Origin of the sequence: Idiomarina aquatica, from assembly GCF_004362895.1 — a bacterium.
GTDB lineage: Bacteria > Pseudomonadota > Gammaproteobacteria > Enterobacterales > Alteromonadaceae > Idiomarina.
Map to the genome: position 1 here is coordinate 39,338 of NZ_SNXI01000004.1, position 15,074 is coordinate 54,411.

A 15,074-nucleotide genomic window follows, 5' to 3' on the forward strand; every position below is an offset into this window, starting at 1 on the left:
AGTGTTTTGCAAAAACATCAATCTTCACGCTAAAACTAAAGGAAGCACAGCATTATGGCACTGACACTGTTTAATACCCTAACGCGCGAAAAGCAGACGTTTACGCCGATCGAACCCGGCAAAGTGGGTATGTACGTGTGCGGTGTCACCACCTATGACTTCTGTCACATTGGCCATGCCCGCACTTATGTAGCGTTTGATATTGTCGTGCGCTATCTGCGCAAAATCGGCTATGACGTGACCTATGTGCGCAATATTACCGACCTGGACGACAAAATTATTAAACGTGCAGCGGAAAACGGCGAAGATTTTAGTGCGGTTACCGAGCGTTTTATCGGCGAAATGCATAAAGACTTCGATGCGCTTAACCTGGTGCGCCCGGATATCGAACCGCGTGTGACCGGTCACATGGGTCAAATTATTGCCATGATTGAGCGGCTTATTGCCAATGACAACGCCTACGTTGTCAGTAACGGCGATGTGCTGTTCGATGTGTCTACCTTCACTGATTATGGCAAGTTAAGCCGTCAGGACCTGACGCAATTACAGGCAGGCGCGCGGGTGGATGTCGATGAGGCAAAAACTGACCCGTTAGATTTTGTGCTGTGGAAGAAAGCCAAAGCCGGCGAACCGAGCTGGCCATCGCCGTGGGGCGAGGGGCGGCCGGGCTGGCATATTGAATGCTCGGCAATGAACAAAGAGCACCTGGGCGAGACATTTGATATTCATGGCGGCGGCTCGGATTTAACCTTTCCGCATCACGAAAACGAAATTGCGCAAAGTTGCTGTGCTAACCACTCGGATTACGTTAATTACTGGATGCACAGCGGTATGGTGCAGGTTGATGACGTCAAAATGTCTAAATCGCTGGGTAACTTTTTTACCATTCGCGACGTGTTAAACAGCTATGACGCCGAGACCGTGCGTTATTTCCTGTTATCCAGTCATTATCGTTCGCAGTTAAATTATACCCAGGACAATCTGGAACAGGCGCATGCCGCGCTGGAACGGTTGTATACCGCCTTACGTGGCATTGAACCGGTGACTGCTGAAGAGACCTTACGAGCACCCTACTGGCAGGCTTTCAGTGACGCGATGAATGATGATTTTAATGCGCCCGAAGCCATGAGCGTGTTGTTTGATATCGCGCGCGAAATGAACCGTGTGCGCGATACCGACACCGACAAAGCAGCGCAGCTGGCAACCGTATTGCAAGAGCTGGCTGAGGTACTGGGGTTATTGCAACAACAGCCCGAACAGTTTTTACAGGGCGACAACGATGATGTGGCGTTGATCGAGTCGCTGATTGCCAAACGTAATAACGCCAGAGCAGAAAAAGATTGGGCGGCCGCCGATGCCGCGCGGGACGAACTGACCGCGATGGGCATTGTGCTGGAAGATGGTCCCGGTGGGACCCAATGGCGCCGCAGCTAACAGGAGGCAGATTTAATTATGGCATTTGCACAACTACATTGTGTTGAGTCTTTGACTCAGGCAAAAGAAAACGAACAAACCGACGCACTGATTGTGATGGGTCCATTTGACCGGGTTGAAGACACTGAGCTGAGCGAAGCTATTCGTGCGGCGCAACAGAGCGACCAGCGTGTGGGTAAAGAGACCTTGTTGTTATTGCAGACTGACGTGCCGGGTAACCGGTTGGTGGTTGCGCCAACCGGACCGCTGAATCGTGATTATGACGATGTACGACAAATTTTTGATGCCGCAGCCAAGGCCGCGAAAATAGCGCAGGACGCCGGTGCACGCCATCCGGTATTGATGTTAAATGCGGTTGATACCCAGGACGAACGGTATCAGCAAGCGTACCTTGCCGCCTATCTGGGTTTTTGCCAGGCACTGTATCAGCCGTTAGAGGCGCGCGAAGCCCATGGCGAGGACGAGATTGAGCCGACTAAAGCGGTAACCCTGGTGGGTGCGCTGAATGCCGATTGGGCAATGGCGGTTGAGGCCGGTAAACGGGTAGCGCGTGATTTAGCCGGTACCGAACCTGAGCGGATGGCACCACCACGGTTTGCGGAATATTGCCGTCAGGCGTTTGCGCATACACCAGTAAAAGTAACAGTGATTGACGATTATCAGCAGTTACAGCACGAATATCCATTGGCGGCGGCCGTTGGTCGTGCATCGATCGAGGTCGAACGCCATCGTCCCTGCGTTATTCGATTAGAATACAAAGGCGCGAACCCTGAACGCACGGTGATGTTTGCCGGTAAGGGTATTGTTTACGATACCGGTGGCGCTGACCTTAAGGTGGGCGGCCACATGGCAGGCATGAGCCGTGACAAGGGCGGCGCCGCTGCGGTTGCTGGTTTTGTGAAAACGGTTGCAGAAGTGCAGCCGGATAATATTAACGTGATTGCGGAAATTGCCGCGGTACGCAACAGCATTGGCTCTGACGCCTTTGTCGCCGACGAAATTATTACCGGCCACAGCGGTAAACGAGTGCGCATTGGTAATACCGATGCCGAAGGGCGTCTGGCCATGGCTGACCTGTTGTCGCATCTGCGTGAAGAAGCCGCCGCCAGTGAAGTGCCGTGCGACTTATACACGGTAGCGACGTTGACAGGACACGCGGCGCTGTCCAAAGGTCCCTATTCGGCGTTAGTACCTAATGGTGCGGCACGCAAAGCACAGGTAGCCCAGCAGTTGTTTGAGCAGGGCGAAGTATTCGGCGATCCGGCTGAGATCTCCTGGTCACGCCGCGAAGACTTTGATTTTGTTAAAGGGCGCACGTTGTGTGATGACTTGCTGTCGTCAAACAATGGCCCGTCGGCAACAACCGCGCGCGGACACCAGTTCCCAATGGCGTTTTTAGTCGGCGTATCGGGTCTGGATGCTCACGGTATTGATAGTGACAAACCACTGAACTACGTGCATGTGGACATCGCCGGCAGCGGTGTTGAAGGCGGTGACTGGCAACACGGCAAGCCAACGGCAGCACCGGTAACGATGCTGGCAGGGCACTACCTGCGGAAATAACGGCTTTTTGCGCCTTCGGCGCGGCCGTTTGTGCCTACGGCACGGCTGTTTTTAGCGTGCCTTCGGCCGCTAAGGCTGTTTGCCTGACGGCGGTAAAAGCCGTGCGTAGCACAAACAGCCGCAACGAGCGCAGCGATGTTGCAAACAGCCGTCGCGAAGCGACAAAAAGCCGGCCGAAGGCCATTCATCTTAGTGTCATAAAATCGGCTTAGGCTGTTCTTATCGCAACGATGAGGACAGCCCCATGTTGAACGTAGAAGACGTTGTCAAACAGAGCCTGCCGCGTATACACAATACACCCTGGCTGGCCAAACCCACCACTTGGTTTTTACGCAACTTGCTGCACGAAAGCGATATTCGTGACTTTAGTCAGCACTATCCTGAACTTAATGGCATCGACTTTGTTGAGCAGGTGCTCGATTATTTTAATTTTTCTTATGCTTACCGCAGTAGTGAGCTGGATAATATTCCCAGTCGAGGGCGGGTTATTATATTTGCCAACCATCCGATTGGCTCACTCGACGGTTTAGCCTTACTAAAATTGGTCAGCGAAGTGCGCAGCGATGTAAAAATTGTCGCCAACGATCTGCTGATGAAACTAAAACCGCTGCAATCAATGCTATTACCGGTACGCGTGTTTAACGGCTCTTCGGGCCGCGATGATATTCGTAATATGCACCAGCATTTAAACAACGAGGGCGCGGTTATTGTTTTCCCTGCCGGCGAGGTTTCGCGCTTGCGACCCCAGGGAGTCAGGGATACGCGTTGGCAGCAAGGGTTTGTTAAGTTAGCCAAGCGCTGTGAGGCACCGTTATTACCCATTCGTCTGTACGCCCACAATTCGGCGTTATTTTATACCGCCTCTATGGTTTACAAACCATTGGCGACCTTATTGTTGGTGAAGGAGATGTTCCGCCAACAGCGTAAACACGTCAGTTGCCGTATTGGTGAGCTGATTCCGTACCAGGCGCTGGAAACGATGCGTCTGTTGCCGATAAAACAACAACTTAAACTACTAAAAAAGCACCTTTACCGGCTGGGCAGTCAAAAGGAGCTGATTTTACCCACCCAAACGGCGGTGGCGAGGCCTGAGCCGCGCCAAACGTTAAAGCAGGCTATTGAGCAGTGCGAGCAACTGGGTACTACCGCCTGCGGTAAGCGGATTGTCTTGTATGAGTTTAACGGTAGCTCGCCGATTTTGCGTGAAATTGGCCGTTTACGCGAAGTGGCATTTCGGGCAGTCGGCGAGGGCACCTGGCAGCGCCGCGATCTGGATGACCATGACCGTTATTATATGCACCTTATTCTGTGGGACCCTGATGACCTTGAAATCGCCGGTGCGTATCGGCTGGGAGACTGCGCAAAGATCCTGCAAAAGGTCGGCTCAAACGGACTTTATACTATTGCATTTTATCAATTTGATACGGCGATATTCGATATTCACGCGCAGGGTTTAGAGCTGGGGCGTTCGTTTGTACAACCACGCTACTGGGGTAAACGCAGCCTCGATTATTTGTGGCTGGGGATTGGTGCGTTATTAAAACAGCGGCCGCAGTATCGCTATTTATTTGGCTCGGTCAGTATCAGTAACGCCTTGCCGGATCCGGCGACAGAAGCCTTAGTCGCGTTTTATCGTCACTACTTTCCGCCCGTGCATCCACAGCTTGCCACAGCAAATCATCCCTACAATCCGGAGGCGAAACACTTTCGGCTAACGGGTTGTTACGAACAGGACTTTTGCGATTTAAAAAGCTATCTGGCATCGATGGGAGCAGCAATACCGACGTTATATAAGCAGTATGCAGATTTGTGCGAAAAGGGCGGCGTACAGTTTTTAGCGTTTGGCGTCGATCCGGACTTTTCCAATTCCATCGACGGACTGGTGCTGGTGGATATTACTAAATTAAAGCCGAAGAAGCGCAAACGATATCTCTAGCGCCTGACGGCGCGGCTTTTTGCCCCTGACGGGGCGGCTTTTTGTGCCTACGGCACGGCTGTTTGGCCCTTCGGGCCGGCTGTTTGCAACATCGCTGCGCTCGTTGCGGCTGTTTGTGCTACGCACGGCTTTTACCGCCGTTAGGCAAACAGCCTTAGCGGCCGAATGCACGCTAAAAACAGCCGCAGCGCAGCTGCAAAGGGCCGGCCCGCAGGGCCAAACAGCCGTCGCGAAGCGACAAAAGGCCGCAGCGCAGCTGCACACAGCCGCGCCGCAGGCGCATAGTTATTCCTGGAATTGCTTACCGAAGTAAGAATCTTCCAGCCATTGCGGGCGTTGATCCGCGTTCGCAATTTCTTTACCGATTTCAAAGTTGATATTAGTGAAGCGTGCACCCGCTTCGTAGTTAACATCATGCACTTTTAAATCGTCGCTGGGGCGGTGGTAATGCTCAGCAAAGAACTTACCCCATACTTCGCCACCGTCTTCACCCTCAGTACGTGAGGTAAAGCCTGTCATCAGGAATACCGCAGGAATACCTTTTTTAACCAGGGTGTAATGGTCAGAGCGTGTGAAGATCGCTTGCTCAGGCATTGGATCCGGGCTTTGTTCGGTATCATATTGTTGTGCCGCTTTAGTCACTGTATCACCCAGGGTCGAGTGCGATGCACCGAAGGCGATAACGTCAGCAAAATCGTACAACAACACCGGCATATCCAGGTTGACGTTGGCGACGATGCTGTTCAGAGGCACGGTCGGGTTGTTGGCGAAGTAATCAGCGCCCAACAGGCCTTTTTCTTCTGCGGTTACCGACAGGAACATGATTGAGCGTTTATTGTCGATGCCTGATTCAACAAACATGCGCGCGGTTTCCAGCATGACTGAAACGCCTGAGGCGTTATCCATGGCGCCGTTGTTAATGACATCGTCACTGCTCATGTCTTTGACTACGCCAATATGGTCAGAGTGAGCGGTGTAAACCACATACTCGTCCTTAAGCTGAGGGTCGGTGCCCGGAAGTACTGCGGCAACGTTAGGGCTGGTCGTTTGCTCATGGGTTGACTCTTTAGTCAACATAACCGAACCGTCCAGTTCAAAGCCTTTAGGCGAAAAATTAGGATCTTCACTGATTTGTTCGAAGATCGCATCCAACGCCGTAGGAGCGTTAGCAAATAATTTTTGCGCCGGCTCGTCGTCTAAATAGGCCGAGCCCATTAATTGTTGTTCCTGACCCTGTGGCAAACCATTAGGCCCCATCCAGGTCATGCGCGGCGTTTTGGTGTAATAGACGCTGGTTTCAAATTTACGCACTTCCTCGCGCACCGGCGTATGCAGGGTAATGATGCCGACAGCACCTTTGTCGCGGGCAATATCATCTTTGATATTGGCTAAATGTGCGCCTTCTTCACTAGGCAGGTTCTCGGGGCGGCCGGTCAGCATCACCACGATCTTGCCTTCAACGTCCAGACCGTCGTAATCGTTTAAACCAAACTCGGGCGCTTCCATACCGTAGCCAACAAACACCAATGGTGCGGTCACTTCACTGCGTTCAGCATGATGACTGGGGCCGGTAATGAATTCTTTACCAAACTCAAATTCAAGCTCTTCGCCGTTAGCCGAGTAAACCATTTTCGCGCTATCGGCTTTCAGCATACTGGTGCGAAACGGAATGCGCTGATAATAGGTACCGTCCTCGCCTGCGGGTTCAAGGCCTAATTGTTTGAATTCGCTGACAATGTACTTTGACGCGATCTCATGACCGTCGCTGCCGGTTTGACGACCTTTCAGGTCATCACTGGCAAGAAATTCTAAATGGGCGCGGATATTTTGTTGCTGCGCACTGACACTGGTGTCTTTGGCGGGCGCTTCTTGCGCGCCACAGGCAGCTAAAGTAGCTGCGATGGCTGCAGGTAATAGCAGACGAGTTAACTTCTTCATGATGTTCTCACAACGTATTGTTATTAAAAGATGTTGGATTGCCGGTTCAGTGTAACCCAGCTAATAAGCAATCACTAGCCGCTTATCGCAACGAGAGTGTTGCAAATCGTAAATAAGCATTGTAATGTTATATTATTACATAAGCGATTGATTCAGATCAGCTAAGGAGTCTGTGTGAGGTTAAATGCTATTACCCTGGGTTTGCTCGGAATGACGACGTTGCCGGTGGCGGCTCAGCAGTCATCGCAGAGCGAATCGGTTCCTGTAGGCGAAACTATAGTGATTACCGCCAACCCGTTGAATAAAACAGCGCTGGAATCAACCCAACCGGTCAGCATTATCAGCGGTGACGAGTTACAGCAAAAACATGCCCAGACGTTAGGCGAAACACTATCGTCGGAACCGGGCATTAACAACACGCATTATACCGCTGGTGCAGGCAGTCCTATTATTCGGGGGCTGGATGGTCCGCGCGTAAAAATCACCCAAAATGGCTTAGATACCGGCGATGTATCACGGGGCAGTCCTGATCATGCAGTGACCACCGAAACCAGTAGCGCTGAGCAAATTGAGGTGCTGCGTGGCCCGGCAACCTTGTTGTATGGTAGTGGCGCCATTGGTGGCGTGATTAACGTGGTGGACAACCGCATTCCGACGCAGCCGGTCTATGATTTGGAGGGTAACCTGAATCTTCGCGGTGCGACGGTCAATGATCAGAAGGAAGCCTCGTATAATTTCACCGCCGGTAACGGCAGCTGGGCTTTTTATGCGGACGCGCATTATCGCCGCAGCGACGATTTTGATACGCCGAACTTTATCAATGACGAGGGCGAGGCCGTTGATTCGGTCGAGAACAGTTTTTCTGATTCAGACGGCGCCACCTTAGGCACCGCGTATCATGACGACTGGGGCTTTTTCGGTGTCAGTTATCAGGCGTTGTACTCGGAGTACGGTATTCCCGGACATGCACACGGACATGACGAAGAGCACGAAGACGAACATGGTGAAGAGGAACACGAAGAGGACCATGGTGCTGAAGAAGAGGCGTTGCCGTTTGCTGATTTAGAACAACAGCGCTGGCAAATTGCCGGCCAACTCAATGCTCCGGTCAATGGCATCGAGGCGGTCGAGATGCGCGCTGCCTTTACCGATTATCAGCACCGTGAAATAGAAGGAGCACAGGTCGGTACGCAGTTTAACAATAATCAAAAAGAGCTGCGCGTCATAGCTAAACACGAGCCGTTACAAGGCTGGAGCGGCGCCCTGGGCTACCAGTGGGATATCAGCGATAAACAGGCGTTTGGCGCCGAAGCTTTTACTCCGGATACCAGTCGCCGGGCACAAGGTGTGTTCTGGTTAGTTGAGCAGGAATTTGGCGATCATCACGTCGATTTAGGTGCGCGCTACGAACAAACCACACTGGCCAGCGAAGACGTGCGCTTAGATACCTTCGACTCGGTCTCGTCATCGGCAGGTTATCTGTATCATTTTGACCAGCACAGTTCGGTTTCGGTTAACCTGAGCCATGCAGAACGTGCGCCCAGCGCGACGGAAGTGTTTGCTAACGGCGAACATTTTGCCACCCAGACCTACGAATTGGGAACTTTTTATGAGCTGCACCAGGAAGACAATGGTGAGTACCATATAGAAAATGCAGGCGCAGAAGTGAGCACCGAAACCTCTAACAACATTGACGTAGGGCTACATTTTGAAAACGAGCGCGTGCATGCGCAAGTCAATGTGTTCTACAACCGTGTCGATAACTTTATTTATGAACGTTTTACCGGTATCAGCAGTGACATGATTCATACTGACGAAGGGCACGATGAGCATGCAGGAGAACTTGCGGACGAGCACGGACATGAAGGCGAAGAAGCGCTGGAAGTGGTGCAATTTGCTCAGGCTGACGCCGAACTTTATGGCTATGAGTTAGACCTGGGTTACCGCTTTGATGACGCCTGGTCATTGCATGGCTTTAGCGACTATACCCGTGCCAAACAAACCGCCGGCGGCGACTTACCGCGTATCCCGGCGCAGCGCATAGGCATAGAAGCACGTTATCAGGCACAGGACTTTGATGCTGCCGTAGGCTACACGCGCTATATGGAACAGGATCGCATTGCAGACAACGAGACCGTGACACCTGCCTTTGGCATTGTTGATGCGCGCATCAATTATTACCCTCAAATGTTGGCGCAATATGGCGCGACGGTTTATCTAAAAGGAGAAAACCTGACTGACCAGTTGGGCCTGGTGCATAGTTCGTTCCTTAAGGATGATGTGCCGATGCCGGGACGTAATGTGCAGCTTGGGGTGTCGATAAACTTCTGAACCTGACCGTTAATCGCAGTCAGACACATTAGCGCCGCGTAATTTGCTATCCTTCGGTAAACTTTAAAACAAGGATACTATTATGCGGCGTTTGTCTTTATTAACCGCAACCATGGCACTGTTGTCGAGCAGCGGTTTTACCGCTTCTGCGGCCGCCGAACAGCTGACTATTGAGCGTATTTTTACGGCACCATCGTTAACCGGTGAATCTATCCGCTCGCTGCGGTTCTCGCCCGACGGGCAAACTCTGACTTATCTGAAAGGGCGTGACGATGATGCTAATCGTTACGACTTATGGCAGTACAACATCGATAGTCAACAGCATCAGTTGCTGGTTAACTCCGATGATTTGTTTTCCGGCCCCGAGAACCTCTCCGATGAAGAAAAGGCTCGCCGCGAACGCTTACGCTTAAGTGGTTCGGGCATTGTCAGTTACCAGTGGTCGGCGCAATCGGATGCGTTGTTATTTCCGCTGAATGGCGACGTTTACTACTATGATTTGCAGCAGCAAAAAGCCCGTCAAATTACCGCTACCGATGCATTTGAAACCGATGCCCGCTTGTCACCCCAGGGCAATTACGTGTCCTTTATTCGCGAGCAAAACTTATATACGGTTAATTTACAAACGGGTAAAGAGCAAGCCATTACCGAATCCGGCGGCGACACGATTAAATACGGTATGGCCGAATTTGTGGCGCAGGAAGAGATGGATCGGATGACCGGTTACTGGTGGGCGCCGGACGAGTCAAAACTGGTGCTGACCAAAGTTGATGAGTCGCCGGTAGAGATCGCAGCCCGCAGCGAAATCTACGCCGATCGCATCGATATGATTGAGCAGCGCTATCCTTTTGCCGGCACCGATAATGTGGCTGTCGATTTGGGCGTGGTCAGCTTAAGCCATAACGAGCAGTCCTCAGGTTCATCGATAGAGTCATCGATTAAGTGGCTGGGTTTGAGTGTCCTTGGCGATGGCTACCTGGCCCGGGTTAACTGGGTTGATGGCGATCGTTTTACCTACCAATGGCAGAGCCGCGATCAACAGCAGCTGGATTTGCGTCTGGTCGATGCTAATGATCAAAAGCAGCAGGTATTGATCACTGAAACCAGCGACAGCTGGGTTAATATTCATGATGACTTACACTTTTTATCGGACAATAAGCATTTTGTCTGGGCATCTGAACGCAGTGGCTACAAACATCTGTATTTATACCGTTTAGACGGCAGTTTAATCCGCCAGTTAACATCAGGTAACTGGGCCGTTGATGCGCTAGCGGCCATTGATGAACAAACGGGGGCTATTTATTTCACCGGCCGTCTAAAGTCGCCGTTACAGCGCCATCTGTATCGTAATCAGTTAAATACCGGTTCGCCGGGCTCACCGAGTCAGATTACCGAGCGTGAGGGTATGCATAACATTACCTTTGCAGCCAATGCGCAATCGTATCTGGATAGCTTTGAGTCGCCGCAACAACCGGCGCAGGTGAGTTTGCATGGACCGACCGGTGAGCGCCTGGCGTGGTTAAATGAAAATGCTATTGATGCCTCACATCCATTAAAGCCTTATTACCACGACTGGCTTTATGCGGACTACGGTACGCTGGAAGCCGAAGATGGTCAGACGCTGTATTATCAGTTAACCAAACCGGCCAATTTTGATGCTGAAAAGCAATATCCGGTGCTGGTTTACGTGTATGGCGGGCCGGGCGTGCAGGTGGTTGATAAGGGTTTCGGTAGCCTATTCCTGCAATACATGGCGCAGCAGGGCTATGTGGTGTTTAGTCTGGATAACCGCGGCTCTGCTAATCGCGGCAAAGCGTTCGAAGCGCCGATTTACCGTAACATGGGTACACCCGAGGTGGCGGATCAGGTCCGTGGGGTAGAATATCTGCGTACACTGGAGTTTGTCGACCCGGAACGCATTGGTATTTACGGCCACAGTTATGGCGGCTATATGACACTGATGTCGATGTTTAAAGCGCCGGACTACTTTGCAGCCGGTGTATCGGGTGCGCCGGTGACGGACTGGAGTTTGTACGACACCCATTATACTGAACGTTATATGGGCATGCCGCAGGACGGCGATGCTTACCAAAATGCATCGGTATTTCCGTACGCTGACGGACTGCAGGGTGACTTGCTGATGTATCACGGTATGGCTGATGACAATGTGTTGTTTACCCATAGCACCAAGCTATACAAGCAGTTGCAGGATAATCAGCAGCAATTTCAAATGATGAATTACCCGGGTAAAAAGCACTCGCTTAACGGCACAGCGACGAAAATTCACCGGCATCAATTGATCCACGACTTTTTTCAACAAACGCTTAAAAAATAATGCGTTATACTTAGCGGCTCTATAACTTATTTTGTTAAGGAGTCGCTATGCGTTTTCTTTCTCGCCGCTTGGTTATGCCCAATGACCTTAACTTTGCCGGCTCTTTATTTGGTGGCCGTATTCTGGAATGGATTGACGAAGAAGCATACATCTTCGCCAGTTGCCAGTTAGAAGCGAAAAGCCTGGTCACCAAACACATTGGTGCGATCACTTTCGAAACATCGGCGTTTCAGGGTGACGTGGTGGAGTTTGGTCTGCAGGTTAAAAAGGCAGGGCGCAGCTCACTGACTATTACCTGTGTGGTGCGTAATAAGCACACCAAACAGAATATCTGCGTGGCCGATGATATTGTCTTTGTACATATCGACCCGGACACTCGCCAGCCCACACCTCATGGCAAAACCGAGGCGGAGCTGGACGATTCAAATTACGAAATCGACTAGCGTTTTACGGCCGTGGCTCGCCTTAAATTGGCGAGCCCGGTGGCATGGCGTGTGGCTGGTAACTGGCCGGCCATTCGCCTTCCTCTAAGAATCGTTGCAGTTGCTTGGCCAATTCTTGTGCCAGGCTTTGATCCGCTGACGCTAACTTCTGTTGCTGAGTCGCCAGCGCACTACGCAGTGCCAAATGGACTTCCGGCGCTAACTGATCTGCCTGAACGGCGTTAACCATGGCGTTAAACGCAGTTGTTAACAGGCGTTGACGCAGCACATCGGCAGGTTGTTGTTGCCACTGCTCAAGCACCTGTTTTGCTACCTGATTAACCACGCCGGCAGCGGATGGCACGCTATTATCAGCGGCATGCTGTTGTTGCAGACGGTTAAGGCGGGCACTGTTGAATAGCAGCGACAGACTAAAGTCGGCCGCCGTGGCAGCCCAGCTTACCGGATCAGGAACGAGTCCGGTGCGGCCGTTAAAACGTTCGCGGTTGTCGTAAGAGCCATAAGCCAATGGCACCATCAGCTGTTGCACCTGCTGCGGTAACTGCAGCGTATCAGCACTCACCGTGGCTAGCAGTTGCTGCAGTGCCCGCTGCTGATTAGCGGCGCCAAGCGGGCCATAATCGCTGGGGTTGTCACTGTTCATGTAATAACGGTAATTAACGCCACCGATGACTTTGACCGCAGCCTCGGTCTGATAGCGGTGCAGCAGGTACATGGGTACCAATACCTCCTGCAAATCACTGAGTGGCTGGTCATTGCCTAACTGCGCCTGACCAAAGCCTTGCAATACTTGCTGGCGCAACGCTAATACGCGTTGCAATTCGGTCACCGGGTCCGAGCCGTTATCCCATAAGTGAGCGGTAGGGTGGGCGCCACTAGCAGGACGGGCATCGCTGTCCGAAATAAAGTCCAGCCCTTTGGCTTTGTTGTCGGCTAGAATGCGTGCCAACTGGTCAGCCTCTGATGGCATACCACCAAAATCACTGTAGCCATAGGCAATGACTTGCTTATCCCACTCGCCGAGGCCAGTGTCGTAAGCGTTCTCCAGGCTAACGGTACCGTCGGTGGTTAACGTTACCAGTGGGTGCGGATAATCCATAACTGACGCGCGATCCTGTGGCGAGGCAGCAAAATTATGCGCAATACCCAGCGTATGACCAATCTCGTGAGCGCTCAGCTGACGAATACGTGCCAATGCCATGGCCTCGATTTGCGCTTTGAGTTCGCTCTCGTTTTGCTGGTTAAACGGCGCTAATAATCCCTGCGCAATTTTCATGTCCTGGCGCACCCGTAACGAGCCCAGCGTAACGTGGCCTTTGATTATTTCGCCAGTACGCGGGTCAATGACCGATGAGCCATAAGACCAGCCGCGGGTGGCGCGATGTACCCACTGGATTACGTTATAGCGCACATCCATAGGGTCGGCATCGTCCGGCAGTACCTTAACCTGAAATGCATTTTCGTAGCCGATAGCTGCAAACGCTTCGGCCCACCAGCGAGCACCTTCGAGTAAAGCAGTTTTAACCGGTTCCGGTGCACCCGGGTCGAGGTAGTAAACGATCGGTTCACGAGCCTCGCTGATTGATGCAATGGGGTCTTTTTTATTCAGCCGATGGCGCGGAATAACCTTTTTTTGCATGTCTTCGCCCAGCGGCGCGGAATAATCGACAAAGCTCTCGGCCCAGAAGCCGCTGTTAGGATGAAACGCGCGGGTACTGTAATTATCATCCGGTAAGCGAATAAATGAATGATGCAAATGCAGTGTCAGCGCATCGCTGTCGGCGGCAACCTGATTAACATAACGGCCGGTACCGTCGCCGCTAAAGGTAACTTTTGCTTCTAATTCGGTATTGTCGACAAAGGCTTTGGAACGCGCGGGATAGACCACCGAACGGCTGCTGTCGGCACTAAAGCTACCCTGGTCGGTTGCTTTAAGACGCTTGCTGACACCATGTACGTCGGACAATAAATAGGGGGTGTAGTCGATAATCACCGCGTTGTCGCTGCGGGCGACGACCTCAAAGCCGTGCAGGGCACCATCGGCAAAGGCCTGGTCAACGCTGTTGCGTTCAGCCTGATTGCGGCTGCTGGCACGAAAGCGCGTATTATGTGCCATCAGCAGTGCTTTGTTGCCTTCCACGTAAAAGGATGCCAATTGCGTTTGCCCTAACTGGCCACGATCCAGACCGATGTCATTAGAGCCAAGGCCCCATGGCAGCGAGGTTTGAAAGATAAACTGCTGACCGTCGGTGGGCACCTGCAAGTAAACCTTACCCGTGCCGGTATGGTGATAAAAACTGAAAAAGCCGTCGTATTTTTGCAGTGCGGGGGCGTGTTGTTGTTCGAACTCAGTCACGCCGGGGATGCTGTCGTCGGCACTGGCGGGTAATGCCAATAGCAAACTCAAACACAGCACCATTAGGGTTATCAGCTGCCGCATAATGTTGTCCTTATTGTTGTCCTGTTAAAGCTGTTCCGCAATTTCTTCTAAAACTTGGGTTGTCCATTGTTCAATGCGTTCATCGGTTAAATCATACTGGGTGTCTTCATCCAAGGATAAACCGACAAACTGCGATTGATCTGCGGTCAATGCTTTTGAGGCCGCAAAATCGTAGCCCTGGTTGGGCCAAAAGCCGATGCGTTTGCAGTTTTTGTCGGCGATTGCGTCGTGCAGCATGCCCAGCGCGTCCTGGAACCAGTCGGTATAGCCTTCCTGGTCGCCCATACCGTAGAGCGCAACAATTTTACCGTCTAAATTCAGTGGCGTTATGTCGTCCCAGTAGCTTTCCCAGTCTTCCTGTAACTCGCCAAAATCCCAGGTGGAAATACCAAAAATTAGAATGTCATACTGTTCGGCTTCGGCCAGTGGCGTATCTTTAATGTTATGCAGGGAGACGATGTCTTCGCCAATGGCTTGCTGAATTTTTTCGGCGGCAATTTCGGTATAGCAGGTGGTTGAGCCGTAAAATAAACCAATTTGTAATGACATGGGTTACTGCTTCCCCTTTTTGTATTTGAGCGCTTCGGGTGCATTGTAGCAAAAAGGCCGTTAAAATGGCGTTCTACTTTATATGAAACTTAACACGAAACCTAA

General features: G+C 51.7%; 9 protein-coding genes. 6 read left to right on the top strand and 3 right to left on the bottom strand.

Features of this window, described 5'->3' with window-relative positions:
- Positions 1-54 precede the first annotated feature (54 nt).
- From cysS to DEU29_RS04405, 3 genes are all read left to right on the top strand, one after another.
- On the top strand, positions 55-1,434 hold the full coding sequence (gene cysS, locus DEU29_RS04395; protein ID WP_133539044.1) for a cysteine--tRNA ligase: 1,380 nt from the start codon (positions 55-57) through the stop codon (positions 1,432-1,434).
- A gap of 18 nt (positions 1,435-1,452) precedes the next feature.
- Entirely contained in the window at positions 1,453-2,997 is a 1,545-nt protein-coding gene (locus tag DEU29_RS04400; protein ID WP_133539045.1) for a M17 family metallopeptidase, read from the top strand.
- A gap of 244 nt (positions 2,998-3,241) precedes the next feature.
- Positions 3,242-4,933: a GNAT family N-acyltransferase gene (locus tag DEU29_RS04405; RefSeq protein ID WP_133539046.1), complete on the top strand. Its 1,692-nt coding sequence runs from the start codon at positions 3,242-3,244 to the stop codon at positions 4,931-4,933.
- A 285-nt stretch (positions 4,934-5,218) separates the two neighbouring features.
- Here DEU29_RS04405 and DEU29_RS04410 read toward each other — a convergent pair whose 3' ends face one another.
- Positions 5,219-6,871 (bottom strand): M28 family metallopeptidase, encoded by a 1,653-nt coding sequence (locus tag DEU29_RS04410; RefSeq protein ID WP_133539047.1) that lies wholly within the window; start codon positions 6,869-6,871, stop codon positions 5,219-5,221.
- A gap of 174 nt (positions 6,872-7,045) precedes the next feature.
- Here DEU29_RS04410 and DEU29_RS04415 point away from each other — a divergent pair, with 174 nt between their 5' ends.
- From DEU29_RS04415 to DEU29_RS04425, 3 genes are all read left to right on the top strand, one after another.
- Positions 7,046-9,202, top strand: coding sequence for a TonB-dependent receptor (locus DEU29_RS04415; RefSeq protein WP_133539048.1), 2,157 nt, complete (start codon positions 7,046-7,048; stop codon positions 9,200-9,202).
- Between the two features lie 82 nt (positions 9,203-9,284).
- Positions 9,285-11,537: a S9 family peptidase gene (locus DEU29_RS04420; protein ID WP_133539049.1), complete on the top strand. Its 2,253-nt coding sequence runs from the start codon at positions 9,285-9,287 to the stop codon at positions 11,535-11,537.
- A gap of 47 nt (positions 11,538-11,584) precedes the next feature.
- Positions 11,585-11,980 carry an acyl-CoA thioesterase gene (locus DEU29_RS04425; protein WP_133539050.1) on the top strand — a complete coding sequence of 132 codons (396 nt, stop codon included), beginning with the start codon at positions 11,585-11,587 and terminating at the stop codon, positions 11,978-11,980.
- A 22-nt stretch (positions 11,981-12,002) separates the two neighbouring features.
- On the opposite strand, the gene DEU29_RS04430 is transcribed toward DEU29_RS04425, so the two are convergent.
- Positions 12,003-14,420, bottom strand: coding sequence for a zinc-dependent metalloprotease (locus DEU29_RS04430; RefSeq protein ID WP_133539051.1), 2,418 nt, complete (start codon positions 14,418-14,420; stop codon positions 12,003-12,005).
- Positions 14,421-14,444: 24 nt separating this feature from the next.
- Positions 14,445-14,969 (bottom strand): flavodoxin FldB, encoded by a 525-nt coding sequence (gene fldB / locus DEU29_RS04435; RefSeq protein ID WP_133539052.1) that lies wholly within the window; start codon positions 14,967-14,969, stop codon positions 14,445-14,447.
- Between the last annotated feature and the right edge of the window lie 105 nt (positions 14,970-15,074).

Excerpts from the sequence above, each read along its gene's own strand:
- cysS (WP_133539044.1), top strand. The coding sequence starts at position 55 with ATGGCACTGACACTGTTTAATACCCTAACGCGCGAAAAGCAGACGTTT.
- DEU29_RS04400 (WP_133539045.1), top strand. The coding sequence starts at position 1,453 with ATGGCATTTGCACAACTACATTGTGTTGAGTCTTTGACTCAGGCAAAA.
- DEU29_RS04405 (WP_133539046.1), top strand. The coding sequence starts at position 3,242 with ATGTTGAACGTAGAAGACGTTGTCAAACAGAGCCTGCCGCGTATACAC.
- DEU29_RS04410 (WP_133539047.1), bottom strand. The coding sequence starts at position 6,871 with ATGAAGAAGTTAACTCGTCTGCTATTACCTGCAGCCATCGCAGCTACT.
- DEU29_RS04420 (WP_133539049.1), top strand. The coding sequence starts at position 9,285 with ATGCGGCGTTTGTCTTTATTAACCGCAACCATGGCACTGTTGTCGAGC.
- DEU29_RS04425 (WP_133539050.1), top strand. The coding sequence starts at position 11,585 with ATGCGTTTTCTTTCTCGCCGCTTGGTTATGCCCAATGACCTTAACTTT.
- DEU29_RS04430 (WP_133539051.1), bottom strand. The coding sequence starts at position 14,420 with ATGCGGCAGCTGATAACCCTAATGGTGCTGTGTTTGAGTTTGCTATTG.
- fldB (WP_133539052.1), bottom strand. The coding sequence starts at position 14,969 with ATGTCATTACAAATTGGTTTATTTTACGGCTCAACCACCTGCTATACC.